Origin of the sequence: Streptomyces sp. NPDC101160, assembly GCF_044768205.1 — a bacterium.
In the GTDB taxonomy this organism is placed as follows: Bacteria; Actinomycetota; Actinomycetes; order Streptomycetales; family Streptomycetaceae; genus Streptomyces.
On sequence record NZ_JBIWPJ010000001.1, the window covers coordinates 1,215,279 to 1,235,735 of the forward strand.

The 20,457-nt window shown below is 72.8% G+C and carries 23 protein-coding genes and 1 pseudogene; 11 read left to right on the top strand and 13 right to left on the bottom strand.

Features of this window, described 5'->3' with window-relative positions; translation table 11 throughout:
• Positions 1-165: 165 nt before the first annotated feature.
• The 3 genes from ACIRSU_RS05350 to ACIRSU_RS05360 all read right to left on the bottom strand — a co-directional run bounded on the left by ACIRSU_RS05350 (position 166) and on the right by ACIRSU_RS05360 (position 2,496).
• Positions 166-549 carry a DUF3037 domain-containing protein gene (locus tag ACIRSU_RS05350; protein ID WP_403789314.1) on the bottom strand — a complete coding sequence of 128 codons (384 nt, stop codon included), beginning with the start codon at positions 547-549 and terminating at the stop codon, positions 166-168.
• Positions 546-1,415, bottom strand: coding sequence for a HipA family kinase (locus tag ACIRSU_RS05355; protein WP_403789315.1), 870 nt, complete (start codon positions 1,413-1,415; stop codon positions 546-548). Before ACIRSU_RS05355 ends, ACIRSU_RS05350 begins: the two co-directional genes overlap by 4 nt.
• Before the next feature lie 460 nt (positions 1,416-1,875).
• The gene (locus ACIRSU_RS05360; protein ID WP_403789316.1) at positions 1,876-2,496 is read right to left on the bottom strand and encodes a TetR/AcrR family transcriptional regulator; all 621 of its coding nucleotides are present in this window, start codon (positions 2,494-2,496) and stop codon (positions 1,876-1,878) included.
• Positions 2,497-2,723: 227 nt separating this feature from the next.
• On the opposite strand from ACIRSU_RS05360, the gene ACIRSU_RS05365 reads away from it, so the two are divergent.
• Positions 2,724-3,401: a DUF998 domain-containing protein gene (locus tag ACIRSU_RS05365; RefSeq protein WP_403789317.1), complete on the top strand. Its 678-nt coding sequence runs from the start codon at positions 2,724-2,726 to the stop codon at positions 3,399-3,401.
• 79 nt (positions 3,402-3,480) lie between these two features.
• Positions 3,481-3,693 (top strand): DUF4287 domain-containing protein, encoded by a 213-nt coding sequence (locus ACIRSU_RS05370; protein WP_403789318.1) that lies wholly within the window; start codon positions 3,481-3,483, stop codon positions 3,691-3,693.
• Between the two features lie 244 nt (positions 3,694-3,937).
• Here ACIRSU_RS05370 and ACIRSU_RS05375 read toward each other — a convergent pair whose 3' ends face one another.
• Complete coding sequence (locus ACIRSU_RS05375) at positions 3,938-4,828, bottom strand: hypothetical protein (RefSeq protein WP_403789319.1); 891 nt, start codon at positions 4,826-4,828, stop codon at positions 3,938-3,940.
• Positions 4,829-5,102: 274 nt separating this feature from the next.
• Here ACIRSU_RS05375 and ACIRSU_RS05380 point away from each other — a divergent pair, with 274 nt between their 5' ends.
• Complete coding sequence (locus tag ACIRSU_RS05380) at positions 5,103-5,906, top strand: hypothetical protein (protein WP_403789412.1); 804 nt, start codon at positions 5,103-5,105, stop codon at positions 5,904-5,906.
• Between the two features lie 246 nt (positions 5,907-6,152).
• Here the strand turns inward: ACIRSU_RS05380 and ACIRSU_RS05385 are convergent.
• Positions 6,153-6,740, bottom strand: a pseudogene (locus ACIRSU_RS05385) (response regulator); the annotation flags it as partial.
• A 6-nt stretch (positions 6,741-6,746) separates the two neighbouring features.
• Between ACIRSU_RS05385 and ACIRSU_RS05390 the strand changes: the two are divergent.
• Positions 6,747-7,010: a hypothetical protein gene (locus tag ACIRSU_RS05390; RefSeq protein WP_403789320.1), complete on the top strand. Its 264-nt coding sequence runs from the start codon at positions 6,747-6,749 to the stop codon at positions 7,008-7,010.
• 245 nt (positions 7,011-7,255) lie between these two features.
• Here the strand turns inward: ACIRSU_RS05390 and ACIRSU_RS05395 are convergent, their stop codons facing one another.
• The gene (locus ACIRSU_RS05395; RefSeq protein WP_403789321.1) at positions 7,256-8,071 is read right to left on the bottom strand and encodes a hypothetical protein; all 816 of its coding nucleotides are present in this window, start codon (positions 8,069-8,071) and stop codon (positions 7,256-7,258) included.
• A 524-nt stretch (positions 8,072-8,595) separates the two neighbouring features.
• Between ACIRSU_RS05395 and ACIRSU_RS05400 the strand changes: the two genes are divergently transcribed.
• Complete coding sequence (locus ACIRSU_RS05400) at positions 8,596-8,997, top strand: Rieske (2Fe-2S) protein (protein ID WP_403789322.1); 402 nt, start codon at positions 8,596-8,598, stop codon at positions 8,995-8,997.
• Here the strand turns inward: ACIRSU_RS05400 and ACIRSU_RS05405 are convergent.
• A complete protein-coding gene (locus tag ACIRSU_RS05405; protein WP_403789323.1) occupies positions 8,984-9,634 on the bottom strand; it encodes a cysteine hydrolase in 651 nt (216 codons plus the stop codon). The two genes, ACIRSU_RS05400 and ACIRSU_RS05405, sit on opposite strands and share 14 nt — an antisense overlap.
• 85 nt (positions 9,635-9,719) lie before the next feature.
• Between ACIRSU_RS05405 and ACIRSU_RS05410 the strand changes: the two genes are divergently transcribed.
• Positions 9,720-10,187: a pyridoxamine 5'-phosphate oxidase family protein gene (locus ACIRSU_RS05410; protein ID WP_403789324.1), complete on the top strand. Its 468-nt coding sequence runs from the start codon at positions 9,720-9,722 to the stop codon at positions 10,185-10,187.
• A 36-nt stretch (positions 10,188-10,223) separates the two neighbouring features.
• Here ACIRSU_RS05410 and ACIRSU_RS05415 read toward each other — a convergent pair whose 3' ends face one another.
• A complete protein-coding gene (locus ACIRSU_RS05415) occupies positions 10,224-11,159 on the bottom strand; it encodes a LysR family transcriptional regulator (protein WP_403789325.1) in 936 nt (311 codons plus the stop codon).
• Between the two features lie 75 nt (positions 11,160-11,234).
• On the opposite strand from ACIRSU_RS05415, the gene ACIRSU_RS05420 reads away from it, so the two are divergent.
• The gene (locus ACIRSU_RS05420) at positions 11,235-12,287 is read left to right on the top strand and encodes a DMT family transporter (RefSeq protein WP_403789326.1); all 1,053 of its coding nucleotides are present in this window, start codon (positions 11,235-11,237) and stop codon (positions 12,285-12,287) included.
• An 87-nt stretch (positions 12,288-12,374) separates the two neighbouring features.
• On the opposite strand, the gene ACIRSU_RS05425 is transcribed toward ACIRSU_RS05420, so the two are convergent.
• Complete coding sequence (locus tag ACIRSU_RS05425) at positions 12,375-13,469, bottom strand: chemotaxis protein (RefSeq protein WP_403789327.1); 1,095 nt, start codon at positions 13,467-13,469, stop codon at positions 12,375-12,377.
• A 357-nt stretch (positions 13,470-13,826) separates the two neighbouring features.
• Positions 13,827-15,158 carry an aminotransferase class I/II-fold pyridoxal phosphate-dependent enzyme gene (locus ACIRSU_RS05430; protein ID WP_403789328.1) on the bottom strand — a complete coding sequence of 444 codons (1,332 nt, stop codon included), beginning with the start codon at positions 15,156-15,158 and terminating at the stop codon, positions 13,827-13,829.
• A gap of 23 nt (positions 15,159-15,181) precedes the next feature.
• Here ACIRSU_RS05430 and ACIRSU_RS05435 point away from each other — a divergent pair, with 23 nt between their 5' ends.
• Together ACIRSU_RS05435 and ACIRSU_RS05440 are read left to right on the top strand one after the other, a co-directional pair.
• Complete coding sequence (locus tag ACIRSU_RS05435) at positions 15,182-15,904, top strand: pyridoxamine 5'-phosphate oxidase family protein (protein WP_403789329.1); 723 nt, start codon at positions 15,182-15,184, stop codon at positions 15,902-15,904.
• A 25-nt stretch (positions 15,905-15,929) separates the two neighbouring features.
• Complete coding sequence (locus ACIRSU_RS05440) at positions 15,930-16,598, top strand: FMN-binding negative transcriptional regulator (RefSeq protein ID WP_403789330.1); 669 nt, start codon at positions 15,930-15,932, stop codon at positions 16,596-16,598.
• Here the strand turns inward: ACIRSU_RS05440 and ACIRSU_RS05445 are convergent.
• From ACIRSU_RS05445 to ACIRSU_RS05455, 3 genes are all read right to left on the bottom strand, one after another.
• Positions 16,588-17,574 carry a DMT family transporter gene (locus ACIRSU_RS05445; protein WP_403789331.1) on the bottom strand — a complete coding sequence of 329 codons (987 nt, stop codon included), beginning with the start codon at positions 17,572-17,574 and terminating at the stop codon, positions 16,588-16,590. The genes ACIRSU_RS05440 and ACIRSU_RS05445 overlap by 11 nt on opposite strands.
• A gap of 187 nt (positions 17,575-17,761) precedes the next feature.
• Positions 17,762-18,760, bottom strand: a complete 999-nt coding sequence (locus tag ACIRSU_RS05450; protein WP_403789332.1) for an EamA family transporter — start codon at positions 18,758-18,760, stop codon at positions 17,762-17,764.
• Positions 18,761-18,801: 41 nt separating this feature from the next.
• Positions 18,802-19,398: a Clp protease N-terminal domain-containing protein gene (locus tag ACIRSU_RS05455; protein ID WP_403789333.1), complete on the bottom strand. Its 597-nt coding sequence runs from the start codon at positions 19,396-19,398 to the stop codon at positions 18,802-18,804.
• 198 nt (positions 19,399-19,596) lie between these two features.
• Here ACIRSU_RS05455 and ACIRSU_RS05460 point away from each other — a divergent pair, with 198 nt between their 5' ends.
• Together ACIRSU_RS05460 and ACIRSU_RS05465 are read left to right on the top strand one after the other, a co-directional pair.
• The gene (locus ACIRSU_RS05460; RefSeq protein ID WP_403789334.1) at positions 19,597-19,818 is read left to right on the top strand and encodes a hypothetical protein; all 222 of its coding nucleotides are present in this window, start codon (positions 19,597-19,599) and stop codon (positions 19,816-19,818) included.
• A 72-nt stretch (positions 19,819-19,890) separates the two neighbouring features.
• A complete protein-coding gene (locus ACIRSU_RS05465) occupies positions 19,891-20,319 on the top strand; it encodes an SRPBCC family protein (protein WP_403789335.1) in 429 nt (142 codons plus the stop codon).
• Positions 20,320-20,457 lie beyond the last annotated feature (138 nt).

Genomic DNA, 20,457 nt, shown 5'->3' on the forward strand with positions numbered 1-20,457 from the left:
TTGTTCTCCTCGCCCTTGGATCGTCCCTGGATACGGTCCGCACCCCGCGGTCGGCTCGCGCTCCCGCACATGAGCAACCGCTTAGTAGGTCCGCAGACGAGACGCTAGAAGCCCTGGCACCCGGTGTCAACGGCCCACCGGGTGCACCGGGCCGCGCGCGGGCGCTCAGCGCACGAGCAGGTCGAGCAGGCGTTCCACCTCGGCCTCGGGATCGGCCGTCAGACCGGTGTGTACGGGACCGGGCTGGACCACCGTCGAGCGCGGCGCGATCAGCCAGCGGAAGCGCCGGCCGGCGTCGTCGCGGGCGGCCTGACCGGCGGCGTCCCCGCCCAGGCAGACGCCCTCGACCGCGTGCAGCGCGGCCCGTACGCCGGTGACGTCGGCGTTCGGGTCGAGCGCGGCGAGCTTGGCCTCGTCCAGATGGGTGCGCGCGGCCACGAAGGACCGGGCCCGGCAGTAGACGACCACGCCGGCGTTGAAGCACTCGCCGCGCTCGACGCGGGGCACGACGCGCAGCAGCGCGTACTCGAAGACATCGCGGTCGGTCACGTGGTGCTGTCCTTCTCGGTGCTGTCCTTCTGGGCGCCGGGCTTCTGAGCGGAGCGCGGGGCGAGGCGGTCGGCGAGCCAGCCGGGGGGCTGCTGGGGCCGGCGCTCCGTGCGGGGGCCGAGGGTGATCCGCTCGTGGATGGTCGCCGCGCGCGGCAGCAGCGCCTCCACGTAGGCCGCCCGCAGCTCGTCCGTGCTCGCGAAGCCGGGCTCGTCGACGAGCCACTCGTCGGGCACGTCGGCGGCCACCTCGGTGAGCAGCTCGCGGGTGACGAGTGGTGCGAGCTCGGCCGCCGCGGCCGCGATGTCGGGCCCGAAGGGCGCGAGGGCGTGGTCGGACGCGTCGTAGGGCTTGGCGGCGGACGCCTGGGCGCCGGGCCAGTTGTGGTGCCAGATCATGGTGGCGCCGTGGTCGATGAGCCACAGCTCGCCGTGCCAGACCAGCATGTTGGGGTTGCGCCAGGACCGGTCGACGTTGTTGATCACGGCGTCGAACCAGACGACCTTCCCGGCCTCCTTCGGGTCGACCTCGTACGCGAGCGGGTCGAAGCCGAGCGAGCCGGGCAGGAAGTCCATCCCGAGGTTCAGTCCGCCGCTCGCCTTCAGCAGCTCCTGCACCTCCTGATCCGGCTCCGAGAGCCCGATCACCGGATCCAGCTGGATCGCCACCAGCTCCGGCACCCTGAGCCCGAGCCGCCGGGCCAGCTGCCCGCAGATCACCTCGGCGACGAGGGTCTTGCGCCCCTGCCCGGCGCCGGTGAACTTCATGACGTACGTGCCCAGGTCGTCGGCCTCGACGATCCCGGGGAGCGAGCCGCCTTCACGCAGGGGCGTGACGTAGCGGGTCGCTACGACCTCTTCCAACACTTTCCCAGGCCACCCATCTCTTCAGCCTTATCCATTCACGGACGACTTCTCCGGAGCTGGAGGCAGGAATCGCGGGTCAACGGTGCTGGGGAGAATCTGGGGAGTTCCGGCCGGCGAGCCGGTCTCCCCGCTCCCCCGGCAGACCGTCGACGGTGCCGCGCCCCGTGCTGCCGGCTTCCGGCATGAAGTGAGCATAGTAACCGAGGGTGATCACCGGCGCCGCCGGCGCCGAGCGTGAAGGGCAGGGCGACGCGGTCCCGGGAGAAGGCTTCGGGGGCCTTCGGGCCGGAATCAGAAGGCGGGCGCCCTCAGCACGCAGGGAGCTGCCGGGGCTGAAGGGTCCAGGGCCCGTTTGACCAGCCCGATCGCACGTGGGCTGTACGACATGCTCAGGTGGGCGGAGAGGTCGACGGAGCAGCCCTCCTGCAGGGGGATGTTGTGCGTTGTCGCGGTGTGGTGGTCAGCGGTAGGCGGCGAGGAAGACCCGGGCGCCGGCGGCCGCGTAGCGATCGAGGTCGGCCTCGGTGTGCTGGGGGCTGCCGGTGAACATGGCCTTGTTCACCGGGATCCACAGCAGCAGCCCGGAGAAGTGGTTCGCGGCCAGGAGCGCGTCGTCGACGCGGAGCAGCCCTTCGTCGGCCAGGCGCTGGAAGGTCGCGGCCAGACTGGCGAGCCCTCGTTCGAAGCCCCTCTCGTACCACTCGGTGCCCAGGTCGGGGAAGACGTCGGCGTTGGCGATGATCAGGCGCCGCAGCTGGATGACCTGGGGGTGGGTGAGGGCCGTCAGGAACTGGCGGGCGAGCCGGGTCAGGTTCTCTTCCAGGTTGGCGGCGTCGGTCTCGACGTCGGCCAGCAGGTCGATCGTGCTGTCGAGCCGGTCGGTGGTGGCCAGGACGATGGCGGCGAAGAGCTTCTCCTTGTCGGAGAAGTGCTTGTAGACGGTCTGCTTGGACACCGCGGCCAGTTTCGCGATGTCGTCCATGCTCGTGCCGGCGTAGCCCTTCTCCATGAACACCGCGGTCGCGGCCTCCATGATCGCCTGATGCTTGCGGGCCGAGCGGCCTTGTCCGGTGGTCTCCATGCGTCTCCCTCGATCGGTACTGGACAGTCTAGTTCCTGCTTCAGTACTGTACCGTCTAGTTCCGAACGCAGGACGCAGATCCCCATGCACCTGGTGGCCACCCGCGCCTCCGCCAGCGGCGTCATCGAAGCCCGCTACACCCCCCAGGCGCGCCGCCCCCTCATGCCCGGGCGCGCTGACCCGTGCAACCGCCTTCGCCCACGCTCACGCCCAGGAGAGATCTCCACATGTCCCAGACGCTCAACCCCCCAGCCGCTCTCGCCGCGCCCCCGGCCCGCCCGGCCTCACGGCTCCTGCCGGCCGCCGGCATCGCGGCAGGCCCGCTCTTCCTCGCGGCGGGCCTGGCCCAGGGCCTGACCCGGGACGGCTTCGACTTCACCCGCAACGCCCTCAGTCAGCTCAGCCTCGGCGACCTCGGCTGGATCCAGGTCACCGCCTTCCTGCTCACCGGCCCGCTCGTCATCGCCGGTGCGATCGCGATACGCCGCGCACTGCGTGACACTCCGGGTGGCACCTGGGCACCCCGGCTGCTCGCCGTGTTCGGCGCCTCGTTCCTCGTCGCCGGGGTCTTCCGCGCCGACCCCGGGGCCGGCTTCCCCGCCGGTGCCCCCGAGGACCGGGTCGCCTCACTGAGCGGACACGGCACCGTCCACATGCTCGCCGGCACGGTCGGCTACCTCGCGCTGTGCGCCGCGTTCCTCGTCATCGGCCGGCACTTCGCCTTCCGCCGACAGCGCGGCTGGGCACTGGCCACCCGGCTCCTGCCGGTCGGGGTCCTCGCCGGATTCGCCGCCTCCGCCGCCACCGTGGCGGCCTTCACCGCCGGAGCCGGCCTCGGCCTCCTCGGACTCAGCGTCGTCACCGCCCGGCTGGTGGCCGCGACGCCCCCACCCGTACGCCCTTAGCCACCTCCTTCCTTCTCCCGCCGCTCCTGGCGAGACAACAATCCACATCAATAAGCACTCACGGACGGGATTCAGCAGCATGACCGAAGCAGTGAAGGGCCCCGCCAGCTACTTCCCCTCGATCGAGAAGAAGTACGGCCGCCCGATCGCCGAGTGGAAGGACATGATCCGCTCCTCGCCCCTGACCAAGCACATGGAGCTCGTCTCCTGGCTCAAGACCGAGCACGGCCTGGGCCACGGCCACGCCAACGCACTCGTCGCACACACCCTCGCCGAAGACAGCAAAAGGTGAACCGCGCCGGTTTTCGCTGGGGCGGATCGGCGGGACGACGGACCGGCCGTCAGCGGTCCGGCCTCAGCGCGGACGCCACTCCTGCCGGATGAGATCGTCCATCAGGACAGTCCTGTCGGGCACGTCGGCGGCGCGGTTCGGGACGGGATCGCCGTCCTCCTCCCGCAGCGCGCGAAGAGCCGGGGCGCTGAGAGCGCCCCGGCTGTCCACGAGGGCCGCCGTTCGAGACAGCCCGAGGCCAAGGTCAGGAGACGGGCAGGCACACCACGAGCAGGCAGATCTCCGACGGAGAGGACGAGGCCGGTGTCGTGTCCGTCCGCGTTTTCGGGGCCGGGCTCGTGGCGCTGGTGCCGTCCGTGGTGGCAGGGGTCTGCGTGTGCGCACCCGGTGTGTCCTCCGTGCTCGGACGAGCCGGGGCCGGAGTCGCGGGGGCCGGGGCCTCATGGGTCGGTGCGGTGCTCTTCGGCTGTGCGGCCGGCACGTCGGCCGGGGGCCGCGGAGCGGTGGCGGCTGGCAGGGAGGTTGACGGCGTGTTACGAACGTACGCCGTCGCGTACGTGTGACGCGGCCGGTCAGGGGCGGGCGAGCCGGCGCGAGGCGTGGACGACGCGGCCGCGGAGCGGTCGGTGTCGGCCCGTATCGATGTCGGAAGGGGTTCCTGCTCCGCATGATTCTCGGCGGCATCTGTGCCCGGGTCCTGCGGTGCCGTGGCCGCCAGCGCCCGGTCGCCGGACTGCCGGTCCATCGCGCTCATCGCCAGCCCGCCGCCCACGAGCGCGACAGCGGTCGCGACCACGGCACGGCGCTGGTTCTTCTTCCAGCGGGCCCGCTGTCGACGCCGTGCCGCCCGGCCCTCGACCAGCGCTGCCGCACCCACGAGCTCCATGGACGAGTCACTCTCCGTTGCCTCTTCCGGCACGGCGCCGACCGCGATCTCGCCGCGAAGCCGGCCATGCCGCCACGGGGCCGCCACCTCGGTGTCCGGCACGATCTCCCGCGTCGTCGCGGTGGCGACGGGTGCCGGGACGACGCGACCACCAGCGGTCATCGGGGCGATATCCGGGGCGTAGGCGCCGCAGCCGGGGCACACCAGGGCGCCGTTGAGATGCCGGCGGCACGACGAGCAGTAATCCATCTCTGGTCTTCCTGAAGAGGCATGCCGCCGAGCCGACGGGCCCGCGGCCCGGTCACGTTCGCAAACGAGATTCGAGCAGCCTGCAACGCTAACCAAGCTTTCGAAAGACCGTGCGCAGCCTGTGTGATGCTGCTGTGGCGATTCTCAGGAGCCGATGCAGGCATTGCACTGGTGGTCGTGGGCGGCAGTCTGCGCTCCTGATCGTCCGGCGGTGGTCAAGGCCGGTCTGTTCGTTTCCAGGTCGCGGAGGCGTAGGGATTCGTAGGCTGCCCAGATGACGGAGATCAACAAGGTCGCCGAACGCGTCGCGGGCTGCCGGGCGGAGCTTGACGAGGAAGAGAAGCTCCTGGCTGAGCGGCGCGATGCGGTCCGGGACACCGTGTCCGTCACGCACCGTTCATCGCTTGAGAACAGGAAACGTGTGAGCACATTTGAAGGTTCGTCAACACCGTCGGCCGCCCCGTCCGGGGACCTTGAGCGCCTACTGGTCAGGGCCGACGATCTGGCCCCGGCCGGCCTGGACGACTTCACCGAGCTGGCCTCGCCCTCGTCGGACGAAGACCCGCCGCCGATGACCGGCCCGACCCCGGAAACCACGGCTCTGCTGAACCGTACGTTCACCGACAAGGCCGCGAGGGAGGTCAGGACGTCCTTCGTGAACGCCGACTCCTCGATCGTCGTCGACGAGGGGGTTTCGGAGCGGGTGGCGGGGGCCGCCGTGAGCTGGATGGCCGATATGCGACAGGTGTACGCCCAGTGCGCCGCGTGGACCATCAGCCTCGGCGATCAGGAGATAACCGTCGAGGTGGTGGATCCGGCCGATGATCCGAGCAAGCCGCTCGAGGTGGAGCAGAGGTTCGGCGACGAGGCGCTGATGCGCACGATGCTCGCCGGCCCGGTCGGGCAGCAGGCCCAGATCACCACGCTCCTGGTGCGCGACGGTGACAGGGCCCTGGAACTGACGTTCCGTAGCTTGGCGGCCGCTGCCGACAGTCCCGAGACGACCCGGTTGAACACCGCGATGTCGAAGTTCCTTCAGGTGGCTCCGGCAAAGTTCCTCGGTCTGCCGGTCGACTAGAAATCCCCGACTGACGCGCGCACCGCACGACACAAGGCCCCGGCCAGGAGCATCACTGGAGTCCGCCCCGTACCTGGTCGGGGCCTTGGTGGCAGGGCGGTGCGCTTGTGCGGACGTTCTCGTGACCGGCGCACTGGCGCCCAGGGCGGAGCCACGGCTCGCGGCCTGCCCGCTGCTGGGCGACGTGCCCGCGATCTCGTGGGTATGTGGTCGGGTGGGCGGGTCGGGCCTGCGTCGGGACGGCCGGCGGCCGGGCAGTAGGCCCTGGTCGAGGGCGACGACCACCGCGCGGGTGCGGTCGCTGACATCCAGTTTCGCGAAGACGCGCAGGAGGTGGGTCTTGACCGTGGCCTCCGCTATGCCGAGGCGTCTGCCGATCTCGGCGTTCGAGAGGCCGTCCGCCACCGCGCCCAGCACCTCCTGCTCGCGCGCGGTGAGGACGACCGGGGCGGGCCTGCGCATCCGGGCGACCAGGCGTTCGGCGACCCAGGGAGCGAGGACGGTCTCGCCGCGGGCTGCAGCGCGGACGGCCTCGGCGAGCTGCTCGGCAGTGGTGTCCTTCAGCAGGTAGCCGACGGCGCCGGCCTCGACGGCCCGCTCGATCTCCACGTCGGTGTCGTACGTGGTGAGGATGAGGATCCGGGTCGGCGCGGGGCCGGCAAGGATCGCCGCTGTGGCGGCCACTCCGTCCATCACCGGCATGCGCAGGTCGACCAGCGCGACGTCGGGGGCGAGCCGCTCGACGAGGGCGACGGCCTCACGGCCGTCAGCCGCCTCGCCGACGACGGTGATATCCGGGACGGGGGCCAGGAGTGCGATCACTCCCGCGCGCATGACCGGGTGGTCGTCGACGACCACGACGCGGAGGACTCCCGGCGCGTCTCGGCCATCGCCCGGCAAGCCGGAGTGGACCGCAGCTTCTTCTACCGTCACCGCGACCTCCTCGACATCGTCCATGCCGCCGAACTCGAACCGGCAGCCCAGGACCCGGCCGGCGGATCTCCAGTGAGCCGGGCCTCGCTCCAGGCCGACCTCGCCAACGCCCAGGCCCGCAACACCCGTCTGGCCGCCCGCGTTCAGCAGCTGGAGAAGCGGCTGTCGTAGGCGTTGGGTGCTCAGGCATGGCAGGAGTCGGGGCTGGGAGCCCCGGCGGACATCGACGAGCTCCAGCGGAGGATTACGAGGCTTGAGCAGCAGAACGTCGAACTGACCTCCGCGTTGGAGGAGGCCCGATCCGATCTCGATGCCGCGAGGGAGGCGAACCGGGACTTGACCAGAGCTCTGAACCAACGCGGCTGAGTTCGCAGACGAGGTGACCCGGTCACCATGGCGGCCGGATCGCGTCGGTGTCAGCGGATACGGCCGCCTTCCGTGACCAGCCATTCGCCGGTTTCCCAGTCGGACGGACCGTTTTCGATCCGGTAGCACAGGTCGAATCGGATATCCAGGCCTGGCCATGGACTGAGGACTGGTACGACGCGGAAGATCTCCTCAAGTTCCGGGAACGTCATCCCTTCGGGCTCAGGAAACATCTGCTCCAGGTCTGCGCGGGTCAGGTCGGTCCAGAGGGCGAACTGCCACTGCGTCTGCGTCAGCCACTGGTCGTAAACCAGCTCGAACCTGGGCTCGCGGCCGACGACGAAGTCACGGATGTCGTCGATCAGCTCATCCGATGTCGATGGAAGGACGAACGGCCAGTCCTCACCGGTGGGATAGCGGTACATGGTGGACGCCGAGGCGAGCGCAGTCGTGAGGTCGCTCCATTGCTCGGGTGAAGTGGCGCAGGCGGGCACGTTCACGCCCGTGTGGTCGACGCGCTGGACGTGCCCGGCAATGCGGCGGGTCAGTTCCGCCATCTCGATCCGGGCCGGCAGGGCCCGCGTCTCGTGCGAGTCGGTGCCATCCCACCCACCGATGGAGTGGCCTGTGTCGAGGACGATCTCAGGCGCACGCACGCTGGCCAGCTCGAATATCGTCACGGGACGGGCATCGGCGGGCTGCGGCGGGGTGAGGGTCAGGCGGTCACCCACCCTGTCGGCCGTGCTCGCGTCCTCGGCGAAGTCGGCGTATGCCACCTCGGCGAACAGCGAGCGCAACTCGTCGAGGAAATTGCATGATTCGGCTGTATCGGGCAAAAGGAACGTGATCTCGGATAGGCGATCCATGCGCCCGACCGTAGTCGAATTCGTGTGAATTCCAGGGGTGATCAGCCAGCCTTGCCCGGCGGAGACGAGCGCTGCCGAAACTCAGCGAGTCTCACGACGGGTAGCGCCACACATGTTGCACACGATGCTGTCGTTCACACCGGCGCTGAGCTGCGTAAAGTGGCCTCCACTCGCCTCGCGCCACACGGTTGCCCCCAGAGAAGGCGGCCGACGGCGACGCCCGCGCCCAGACAGAGGGCCACGAAGAGCAGCCAGCCGACGATCGCGCGCCAGGGGTGCCGGGCGCTGTGGCGGGCCATGCGTACGGTGGGGTTCGTCATGGCCCCAGACTCCTCGGCAGGGCCGTCCCGCCGACAGGAGCGGCCGGTTGAACCTGGTGTCCACCGGTCGGTGGACACCAGGTTCACCCCCGCACGGTGCGCGCCGCCACACGTCAGGCGGGCGCGGGGCTCGTTCCGCAGGGGGTGCGTCGGGCACGATGGCGCGCGTACATCCGGCACGACAGTGATCAAAGGGGTTGCGGTATGAGTGGTGTGGCGCGCAGGACGGTCGTCGCGGCGGCGGGCACGGCGGGGTTGGCGGCGGCGGTGGCCGCCTGTGGCGGCGGGGACGACGGGGGCAAGCAGGTCGTCGAGGAGAACGCGCCGCTCGCGAAGACCAGTGACATCCCGGTGGGCGGCGGGAAGGTGCTCGCCGACAAGGGTGTGGTGATCACCCAGCCCAAGGCCGGCGAGTTCCTGGCCTTCTCCGCCCGCTGCACCCACCGGGGCTGCACGGTGGGCAGCGTGGCGGACGGGGTCATCGTCTGCCCGTGTCACCAGAGCAAGTTCGACGCCTCGGACGGCAGCGTGAAGCAGGGCCCGGCCACCAAGCCCCTGGAGCCGACGCCGATCGAGGTGTCGGGCGACACGATCAGGCTCGGCTGACCCGCCCGGCGGACTTCCAGCAGTCGAGGACCTCGTCGGTGGTGGCGATGCCGGCCACGAGCGCGAGGGTGTGGCGGACCATCGCGGGCGTGTAGTCGGCCGGCACGCCCGCGACGGCATCGCTCGGCACGACGACGGTGTAGCCCAGGTTCACGGCGTCGAAGACGGCGTTCGGAACGGCGACGTTGGCGGAGACGCCGGTGACGACCAGGGTCCGGCAGCCGAGGTTGCGCAGCAGCGCGTCGACGTCGGTCCCGGCGATCGGCGAGAGCCCGTGCAGCCGCCGCACCACGAGGTCCTCCTCGGCGACCGTGATGGGTTCGGCGATCCGTACGGCGGCGCTTCCGGTGTGCTGCTGTACGGGGAGCCGGGCGGCGGCGCGGAAGAGCCGGGCGTTGCTGTTGGCGCCGCGCCCGTCGGGGCGCCGTTCGGCGACGGCGTGCAGCACCTGCACGCCGGCGTCGTGCGCGGCCGAGACGAGCCGGGCGACGTTGTCCAGGGCGCCCGACTCGCGTGCCACGGCGGCGAGTTCGGGCAGGGCGCTGCGGGGTCCGACGACGCCCTGCTGGCATTCGACGGTGAGCAGCACGGTGCCGTCCGGGGCGAGTTGCTCCCTGAGCCGTTCGGACCGGGTCATGACCATGACGTCCTCCCCTTGCACCTCGACTGCGGTGGCAGCATGATTTCTGACACTCCATCAGAAATCCAGAAGGGTGCGGACGATGACTGTCGCACAGCGCCACGGCCGCCGGATCATGATGACCCCGGCCGAGCTCGACACCTTCCTCACCGAGCAGCGCACCTGCCGGGTCGCGACCGTCTCGGCCGACGGCCGCCCGCACCTCAGCGCGCTCTGGTTCGCGTGGGACGGCACCTCGCTCTGGCTCTACTCCCTGACCCGCAGCCGCCGTTGGGCCGAGCTGAACGCCCGGCCACAGGTCTCGGTCCTGGTCGACGACGGCGTGGCGTACGGGGAGCTGCGCGGGGCGGAGCTGTCGGGCACCGTGGAGTTCGTGGGCGAGGCGCCGCGCACCGGCGAGCCCTGCCCCGAACTGGACGCGCCCGAGCGCCTGTTCGCGGCCAAGAACTTCGGCCTCGACGCCATGCCGCACGACGGCCGGCACGCCTGGCTGCGGCTCACCCCGACCGCCGTCGCCTCCTGGGACTTCCGCAAGCTCGCCGAAGGCTGAGACCGGCCCGGCGGACTCCGCGGACTCCGTAAGACCCTAGGACTGCCCCGGCCGGCCGGACAGGTCCTGCCCGGCGACCGGCGCACCGGCCGCCCGCAGCGCGTCCACGACCGCGCGGATGGACGGCCGGCGGCCGGCATCCGTGCGCCAGGTCGCGTAGATGTGGCGGCGCACCGGCTGCCGTACGGACACGAAGGCGACGCCGTCCATGGTCGCGGGCCGGCCGAGCCGGGGCGCGACGCAGATGCCGAGCCCGGCGGCGACCAGGGCGAGCTGGGTGTGGTGGTCGCCGGCGACATGGGCGATCCGGGGCTCGATGCCCTTGCCGCGCAGCGTGAACATCAGCCAGTCGTGGCAGAACTCGCCGGCCGGCCAGGAGACCCACTCCTCGTCGGCGAAGTCCTCCAGGTCCACGGTCTCCCGCCCGGCCAGCGGATGGTCGGCGGGCAGGGCCACGTCGGCGGAGTCGTCGAGCAGATGGGCCCGTTCGAGCCCGGCCGGGACGGGCGCCCGCTTGTTGTTCCAGTCGAGGACGACGGCGAGGTCGCTGTCGCCGCGCAGCACCTCGCGCACGCCGAAGTCGGGCTCCAGCTCGGCGGTGTGCACGCGCAGCTCGGGGTGGGCGGCGCGCAGCGCGCGGATCGCGGTCGGGAAGAGCCCGCGCACCGCTGTCGGGAAGGCCGCGATCCGCACCTCGCCGACCACCTGGCCGCGCTGCGCCTCGATGTCCGCCTGGGCGAGGGCGACCTGGGACAGGATCCGGGCCGCGTGCTCGGCGAGCAGCAGCCCGGCGTCGGTGAGCCGCACCCCGCGCCCGTTCTTGGCGAGGAGCTGCTGGCCGATCTCGCGCTCCAGCTTGGCCAGCTGCTGCGAGACGGCGGAGGTCGTGACGTGCAGTCCTTCGGCGGCGCCGCTCACCGAGCCGTGCCGCGCGACGGCGTCGAGGGTCCGCAGGCGCTCCAGATTCAACATGTAAGCGATGCTAAGACATCGGGTCGAGGAATTCTCGCTTGTACTACGAGGTTCAGGTCGGCGACCCTGAGGGACATGAGCAGCCCCTCCCCCTCCCCCGCCCGCCCCGCCCGTACGGTCGACTGGCGCGTGCGCTTCGGCGTCCTGGCCCTGATCTGGGGCTTCAGCTTCCTCTTCATCAAGGTCGGCACGGAGGGCTTCGCCCCCTTCCAGGTGACCTTCGGCCGGCTCCTCTTCGGTACGGCGGTGCTGGCCGTCGCGCTCCTCGTGAAGCGCGAGCGGCTGCCGCGCGGCGCGCGCACCTGGGGTCATCTGGCGGTGGCGGCGTTCCTGCTCAACGCGCTGCCGTTCTCGCTCTTCGCCTACGCCGAGCTGACGATCCCGTCCACGCTCGCCGGCATCTGCAACGCCACCACCCCGCTGTGGGGCATGGTCCTCTCCCTGGTCGCGCTCTCCGAGGACCGCCCGACGCGGGTGCGGGCCGCGGGCCTGGGCATCGGCTTCATCGGCGTCCTGACCGTGCTCGGCGCCTGGCAGGGCTTCTCCGGCCTGGACGTCACGGGCACGGCACTGGCCCTGCTCGCCTCGTTCAGCTACGCGGTCGGCTGGATCTACGTCCGCCGCACCCTCGCCGGCACGGGCTCCTCGAACCTCTCCCTCGCCTGCTCCCAGGTCGGCCTCGCCACCCTCCAACTCGCCCTGGTCACCCCGCTGTTCACCACCTGGCCGAGCCGGATCGAGCTCCTCCCGCTGCTCTCGGTGATCGCGCTCGGCGCGCTCGGCACGGGGTACGCGATGCTGCTCCAGTACGGCGTGGTGGCGGAGGTCGGCCCCACGACGGCGGCCATGGTCACGTACTTCATCCCGGTCATCGCCACGGCCGCCGGCGTCGCCGTCCTCGGCGAGCACCTGACGTGGAACACCCCGGTGGGCGCCCTCGTCGTCCTGGCGGGCGCGGCCCTCACCCAGACCCGCGGCCCGCGCCGTACGCCCACGGAGCGGGCCGCCGCCCCGGTGGCCGCCGGGTCCGCCGGGTCCGGCGGGACCGGCGGGACCGGCAGGACCGGCGAACCGGTCCAGGAGCCGGTCCGGGAGCCGGCGGCCGAACCCCGGCCGGTGGCCCGGTAGCACCGTGGCTCAGTAGCCCGTGGCTCGATCGCCGCGTGACTCGACAGCCCGTGACTCAGGGCCACCCCGGCTCAATGGCACCGCGACTCAGAAGCGCAGGACGCCCGCGATGTGCCCCTCGGCCGCCAGTGTGCCGTCGGGCACGAAGCGGACCTCGGTCCCGCTCTCCAGCGCCCGCTCGACGATCTCGTCGATCATGTCGTCCCTGGCGCCGCGGTCTCCGGCCGCCGCCGGCGCCAGATGGTCGCCGTCCTCGCGTACGACCGTCCGGTAGTCGTCCTCCACGGCGAGCAGCCGCACCCGCCCCTGCCGCACCGCCTGCCACACCTCGTCCATGCCGCCCGCGTACTCGCGCCGGCCCCGCGCGGTCTCCAGCTCGGCCACGACGGTGGCCGTCGCCGCCGACTCGCGCGCGGTACGCGAAGGCTCGACGGCCTCCCACACGGCCGCGGCCGGTCCCTCCGCGAGTCCGCCCCGCTGAATGGTCACCGCGCCCGGGCCGAGCGGGCCCAGCTCCTCCAGGAGGGCGAGCGCGGCGTCCGAGCCGAGCACGTACAGGGGGCGGGGCTCGGCCGCGAGAACGGCCCGCAGTCTCTCGTGCGCCTCACGCAGGAACTGGCGGGTGGCCTCGTCCCGGAAGGTGCTCGGCAGGTCGCCGATGCGCTCCTTCCGCTCCGCGTCCGGATCCTCCAGGCTGCGGGTGAGCGGGAACCCGTCCTTCCGTGCCTCCGAGGCCCGCTCGGCGTCGCCGTTCCACAGCGAGACGCGGTCGGCCGCCACCGCCAGCGCCCAGTAGGGCTGCTCGGCGGCTTGGGCCGCGACGAGGTTCCGGGTGAGGAACGTGTCGGACAGCACCACCCGCTCGGGCACGGAGCGGGCCACCGACCACACATGGTGCTCCCCCTGCGCCGCGTAGATCACGAGCCCGTCCTCCGCGTGGACGAGATCGACCTCGGCCACCGCCCTGCGCAACTGGTCGAGCACGTCGAGCCGCCGCTCACGCGGCACGTCCGGGTCCTCCTGGACCGCCTTCTCCGCCTCGGCGAGCAGGTTGCGCAGCCGTACGGGGTCCTGGGCGTCCTCCGGTTCGCGCCGGTGCGTCGGCATCACGAGCGAGACGGCGGGATACGGCCGGGGCCGGCGCAGCGCGGCGAGCGTGTCGGGGGTGAGCACGGGATCCATGACCGGAGCCTCCTGCATGCTGGTTCGGGCGTCTGCCTGCCTCGGGGAGCGCCGTACGGCGGCTGCCGGGCCGGCCCCGGGGGCCGCCTGCGGATCCTCCGCCTCGTCCGGCCCCCGCACCATGCCATCCTGCCGCCGTTGATCACCGCCCGCGACTCGGTGGGCGCGGACAGTGACCAAAGACGGGCCGACGCTCGCGGAGTCGCGGTGGTGACGAACCGGGCCCGGGCTCGCCGTGCACGGCGACGAGGTCGTGGGCGAGCCGGCAGGTCCGGCCTGCGGCCGACTGGGCGGCCGCGGGCGCGGGCCCGCCCGGTCAGCCCGCCCGGACCGCCCACGGTGTATCCGTAACAACCCTCACCCGTAACTCCGCGCCGGCGCCGGCCCCGCCGCGTACGCCACCGCGTCCGCCAGTGGCTCGATGTCGGCCAGCGTGAGCCCGGAGACGGTGAGGCGGACGGCGGGGCCGGCCGAGAGGCGGAAGCGGGCGCCGGGGGCGACGGCCCAGCCGCGGGCGAGGAGGCGGGCGACGGCGCCGGTCTCGTCGGTGACCGGGACCCAGACGTTCATGCCGCTGCGGCCGTGGGCCGTGACGCCCCGGCGGGCGAGGGCGCGGACGAGGCCGTCACGCCGCGCGCCGTAGGCCGCCGCGACGGTGTCGGGGTCGAGGGCGCCGGTGCGCCACAGGTGGACGACCGCGCGCTGGAGCAGCCGGCTGACCCAGCCGGGGCCGAGGCGCTGGCGCCCGAGGACGCGGTCGACGGTCTCGGCGTCGCCGGTGAAGGCGGCGATCCGCAGGTCAGGTCCCCACGCCTTGGCGACGGACCGCACGAAGACCCACTTGCCGCGCCCGGTGGCGAGCGGGTGGAGCGGCTGGGCCACGATGCCGTGACCGTGGTCGTCCTCGACGAGCAGCACGTCGGGATGGGCGTCGAGGACGGCGCGCAGCGCGGCGGCGCGTTCGGCGGTGACGCACGCGCCGGTCGGGTTCTGGGCCCGGTCGGTGACGATCACGGCCCGCGCCCCGGCCCGCAGCGCCCGCGCCACGGACTCCGGCAGCGGCCCCTCGTCGTCGACGGCGACGGGCACCGGGCGCAGCCCGAGCGCCGGTACGAGGTCGAGGAGGCTGCCCCAGCCGGGGTCCTCGACGGCGACCGCGTCGCCCGGCCGCAGATGCGCGGCGAGCACCCGCTCCACGGCGTCGAGCGAGCCGGACGCGACACCGACCGGCCCGGCCGGCACCCCGCCCGCGTCGAAGGAGGCCCGCGCGAGCGCCGCGAACTCCTCGTCGACCGGCGCCTCCCCGTACATCGGCGGCCGCTCCGCGTACTCGCGCGCGACCGCCGCGAGGACGGTGTCGAGCGGCGGCAGCAGCGCCGGGTCGGGGCTGCCGTTGCTGACGTCGCGGACTCCCTCGGGCGCCTCGACCCGGATCGAGCCGCGGGCGGTGGTCGCGGGCGCGGGCCGCACCCGGCTGCCGCGGCGCCCGTCGGTCTCGATCACCCCGCGCTCGCGCAGGGTGCGGTAAGCGGCGGCGACCGTATTCGGATTCACCCCGAGCGAAGCCGCCAACTCCCGCATGGGAGGCAGCAGTTGTCCGGGCGCGAGCTGCCCGGCGCCCACCCCGCGCTCGACGCTGGCGGCGATCTCCGATGCGCGACGGCCTTCGATCAGATACTCTCCTAGCACAAAGCCAAGTATGCACTAGTGCAATGGAGTACGCAATGTCGGAGACGGACGCGATGACGGCCGCCGGGAGCTACGAGCCCACCGAACGGACCGTCCCCACCCGCTCCCGCGAACGGGCCTCCTACGACCGCGAGCTGGTGCACGCGATACTCGACGAGACCTACCTCTGCCACCTCGGCTTCGTCCGCGACGGCGCGCCCGTCGTGCTTCCCACCCTCTACGGCCGGGTCGGCGAGGTCCTCTACGTGCACGGCTCGACCGGCTCCCGGCCGATGCGCATGGCCGCCCAGGGCAAGGGCGTGGTCGACGGTGCCCGCGAGGAGGCTCCGGGCCTGCCGGTCTGCCTCACCGTGACCCACGTGGACGGTCTGGTCCTCGCCAAGTCCGCCTTCCACCACTCGATCAACTACCGCTCGGTCGTCGTGCACGGCACCGCCCACCAGGTCACCGACCCCGAGGAGCTGCGCACCGCCCTCGACGCGCTCGTCGACCACGTGGTGCCCGGCCGCGCCGCCGACTCCCGGCCCGGCAACGCCAAGGAGCTCGCCGCGACCGCCGTGCTCCGCATCGACCTCGCCGAGGTCTCCGCGAAGGTCCGCACCGGCGGCCCCAACGACGAGCCCGAGGACGCCGCGCTCCCCCACTGGGCCGGCGTGATCCCGGTCCAGAAGAGCTACGGCACGCCCGAGCCGGCCGCCGACCTGGACCCGGCCGTCGCCCTGCCCGGCTACCTCGCCGCGCTCTGACAGCTTCTGACAGCGGAGGGACATCATGCTGATCCACCCCTGGGACGCGGCCCACGACGAGGGCGAGTGGCGCGACTGGCTCGCCGCCCACGACTTCGGCCAGCTCGCGGTCAACGGCGCGGACGGCGAGCCGCCGTGGGTGCAGCCGATGCACTTCCGCTACGAGGCCGAGCCGGGCCCGTACGGGCAGGCGATCGCCCATCTCGCCCGCCCGAACCCGCTCTGGCACGACCTGGAGCGCAGTCCCACCGTGCTGCTCAGCGTCGTCGACGACTACGTGTACGTGCCGGGCCACTGGACCGCCCCGGACGGCGCGCCCACCGAGCACGGCACCCCCACCTCGTACTACGCGGCCGTGCAGTTGCGCTGCACGGCGCACATCGTGGAGGACCCGGAGGAGAAGGCGGCCCTGCTCAACCGGCAGGTCGGCCACTTCCAGCCGGAGGGCGGCACGGCGCCGGTGCGCCCGGGCGAGGCGCCGTTCGGCCGGATGCTCGCGGGCATCCGCGTCCTGCGGCTCGAAGTGACCGACGTACGGGCGAAGTTCAAGTACGCGGGCAACAAGCCGGTGGAGGTCCAGGAGCGGGTCTCGGAGCGCCTCGCCGAGCGCGCCGGCCCCGGGGACGCGGCGGCCCGGAACCATCAGCTCCGCCGCCGCGCCACCGCTCCGGGCGCTGCGGGCGCTACGAAGTGACCGCCACCGCCTCGCCCTTGCGGCGGCCCGCCGCCGTGCGGGCCTCCGTGAGGGCCAGGCCGGTGACGGCGGTGAGCAGCAGCAGGGTGCCGGCGACGGTCGCGGCGGTGAGGCGTTCGCCGAGCAGCGTGACCGCGATGGCCGCCGCGCTCACCGGCTCCAGGAGCATGATCACGGAGACGGTCGCGGCGCGGACCACGGCCGCTCCGGCGAAGTAGAGGGCGTAGGCGAGGGCGGTCGGCACGGCAGCCACGTACGCGAGGAGGCCGAGCACCCGCGCCGGGTCGTCGGTGTGCGGGACGAGTCCCTCGACGGCGGCCATGGGCAGCAGACCGACGGCGCCGATCGCGAACGCCCAGGTGGTGGTGGCGAGCGCGTCCCCGCCACCGCCGGTGCGCCCGAGCCACCGGGTGAGCAGGGTGATCGCCGCGTATCCGGCGGCGGAGAGGACGGCGAGCAGGACGCCGAGCGGCCGGACCTCGGCGCCGCCGTCCCCGAGCCCGCCGAGGACGAGCACGCCGAGCCCGGCGAGTGCCCCGGCGACGGCGATCGCGCCGCCCGCCCCGATCCGCTCGCCCATCAGCAGCCGTGCGCCGGCCGCGATGAGCACGGGGCCGCCGCCGAGGGTCACGACGGTGCCGACGGCGAGCCCGGTGGCCTGCACGGCGGCGAAGTAGGCGCTCTGGAAGACGGTCAGGCCGATGCCCGTACCGAGGATGCGGACCAGGCGCCTGCGCAGCGGCTCGGGAGCGGCCGGGGCCTTCGGTCCGCGGCGCAGGGCGACCGCTCCGAGCAGCAGGACGAGGCCGCCGACGCAGCGCCAGAAGGAGAGGGCGAGGGGGCCCAGGTCGCTGGCCCGGAAGACCAGGGAGGCGGCGGCGCCGGCCGTGCCCCAGGCGATTCCGGCGACGATCAGATAGGTGAGGCTCCGCCCGGTGGAGAGGGTGGAGGCAGGCGTGACAGACGTGTTCGACACGCGCGTTCTTCTTCCGTGAATCCGTGTGAAGACGGGGTGGGTTGGTCGCTCGGCTTCGCGCGCGGGCAGCGACGAACCGCTCGGGGGCCGTGTGTCGGCACGCCCGAGCCCGGTCTTCGTCAGCGGAAGGAGCCGCCCGCGCTAGGCGGCGGGAGGCGGCAGAACGGTCGAGTGCATGGTCGGCACCCTACGGGGCGGTCCGCCCGGCCGCCACCTCGGCCTCTTCGGCGCCCTCCACGGTGGACGCGGCCGATCCGGCCACCGGCTCGGGCGCCGCGGCCTTGGGCGTGGCGGACTGCGCGATGAACGCGCCGACGAGGACCACCGCGCCGCCGAGGATCTGCGGCGCCGCCAGGTGTTCGCCGAGCAGCACCCAGGCGAGGACGGTCGCGATCACGGCTTCCAGGCAGGCCACCACGCCGGCGACCTGCGGCGAGAGCCTGCGCACCGAGATGACGCCGGTGACGTACGCGAGGACGGTGGCGATCAGCACGATGTAGCCGATCAGCAGCCAGGCCGGGACGTCGGTGCCGTTCATGTCGGCGGTGCCGCCGAGCACCGACCAGTCCATGCCCCACGGGCGGGCGACGAGGGTGAGGACGAGGGCGCCGCCGAGGAGTCCGTACGCGATGACGCCGAGCGGGTCGGCGGATTCGGCCTCGTCGCTGCCGGTGTCGGAGAGCACGAAGTAGCCCACCTGACAGCAGGCGGCGGCGAGCGCGAGCAGCAGGCCGAGGAGGTCGAAGCTCAGCCCGGACCAGACCTGCACGACACAGGCGAGTCCGCCGGCGGCGAGGACGACCCCGACGGCCGCGGCGCGGGTGACCGGCCGCCGCTGGACGAAGCGGACCCAGCCGAGGACGAGGGCGGGGGCGAGGTACTCGATGAGCAGGGCCACGCCGACCGGGATCCGGGAGATGGCGGCGAAGTAGCAGGCCTGGACGCCCGCGACGGCGAGCAGGCCGAAGCCGGCGAGCAGGGCGGGCTTGCGGCGCACCAGGTCGCGGTGGCGCCAGGCCACCGGCAGCATGACGAGGGCGGCACCGGCCACCCGCAGCCACACCACGTGGAGCGGGTCGAGGCCCGCCTCGATGAGCGGCTTGGCCGCCACTCCTGAACCACCGAATGCGAAGGCCGATGCCAGGGCGAGTCCCAGGCCGGCGCTTCTCCCCTGAGACGCGTGCATCGGGCCATGATGACAGGACCCGGTCAGGGGCGTAACCCCCGTTACACCTGTTGAGACAGCTCCTCGATCCGGACCGTCAGCGCGGCCCGGTCGACCCCCGCGGCGCGCAGCACCTCGGCGGCCCGGCTGCCGGGATCGGCGGCGAGCACGGCGAGCAGATCGAGCCCGCGGACCCTTCGGTCGCCGCGCAGGGCGGCCCGTTCGCAGGCGCCCGCGAGCGCGGCGGCGGCCGCCGGGGACCAGCCGGAGGAGGCGGTCTCGGCGCCCCTGACGGCGGGCAGCGCGGAGCCGGTGTCCTCGACGGAGCGCTGCCAGCGCAGCCCGTAGCCGATGGACCGCTGGACGAGATAGCCCAGGACCCGGGCGTGCTGCGGCGGGCCGCCGAGGGCGGCGCCGGCCTCGGGATCGGCCTCGACGAGGGAGTGCAGGAGGTGGGCGGTGTCGATCTGCCGGTCGCCGTCCCGCAGCGCCCGCCGCCGGGCGCCGGCCACCGCCGTCAGGAGCTCCGCGGTCAGCACGCCCTCCAGCTCGGCGCGGCGGGCGGCGGGCAGCGACCACGGCACCTGGGGCCCGGAGCCGGGGCCGCTGCGGTGCCTGACGTTCGGGGCGGACGGCTGTTGAGGGACAGGACTGTGCACGGTTCCACCTCATCAAACCCACCCGCCTCGGGGCATCCCCGCCGAGGAGCATGTTCGCGTCCCTCCGGAGTCGGGCACGCGCGAGCGATTCCTCCTCCTCACGGATGAGATCGCGCGACTTCTCCCCCAGGGGGCGCGCGCCGCCTTGCATTGCGCCCCGGACGCAACCATGTGCCCGCCCCGTATCGTCCTTCAGACATGTTCTGGATGGTGGCTCTGCTCGCGCTCGACGGGCGGCAGTACGTCTACCGGGTGTACGCACCGCGGGAGGCGCTGCCGGCCGATCTGTTCTGGGCCGCGTTCCACTGCCACGACGAGAGCGGCGGGCCGCGCGCCTCGGACCGGTTCGACTCCGCGCAGATCTGGTGGATCGACGGCGTCGACGACGAGACCACAGAACTGACGGTTCATCAGTGTTGAATGTTCGTGCTGCTCCGGCTACGTTCCGCGACACCGACAGGCCCGACTGGTACGCGTGAAGGGGTGGTTCCCATGGCCGAAGTCAGCGCGGAGGCACGGATCGAGGCACCGTCCGAGAAGGTGTGGGCGCAGCTCACCGACTTCGGTTCGTACGGGGAGTGGAACGCCACCCACACAAACTTCCCGAACGGCGGCCCGGCCACCCTGGAGGCCGGCGCGACGTTCACGGAGAACATGAAGCTGATGGGCTTCCCCGCCGAGGTGCTGTGGACGGTGGAGGAGCTGGAGCCGGGCCGGGTGTTCGCGATCCGCGGCAAGGGCCCGATGGGCGTCAACGTCGGGACGCGCTACTCGCTCGTCGCGGACGGCGCGGCCACCACCGTACGGATCGACGGGGAGTTCACGGGTGCGGCCGTCTCCCTGATGGCGGGCAAGCTCAAGGACTCGGCGACGGCGGCGCTGACGGAGTCACTGCGCAAGCTCGCGGGCCTGGTCGGCTGACCGGCGGCCCGCGCCGTACGACGAAGGAGGGGCGCCCCCGGGGTGGGGGCGCGGGGGCCCCCGTGCACGGGCCCCCCCCGCCGGGGCCGCGCCGTCCCCCAGGAGCCCCCCCGCCGCGCGCTGCGGGGGCGCTCCGTG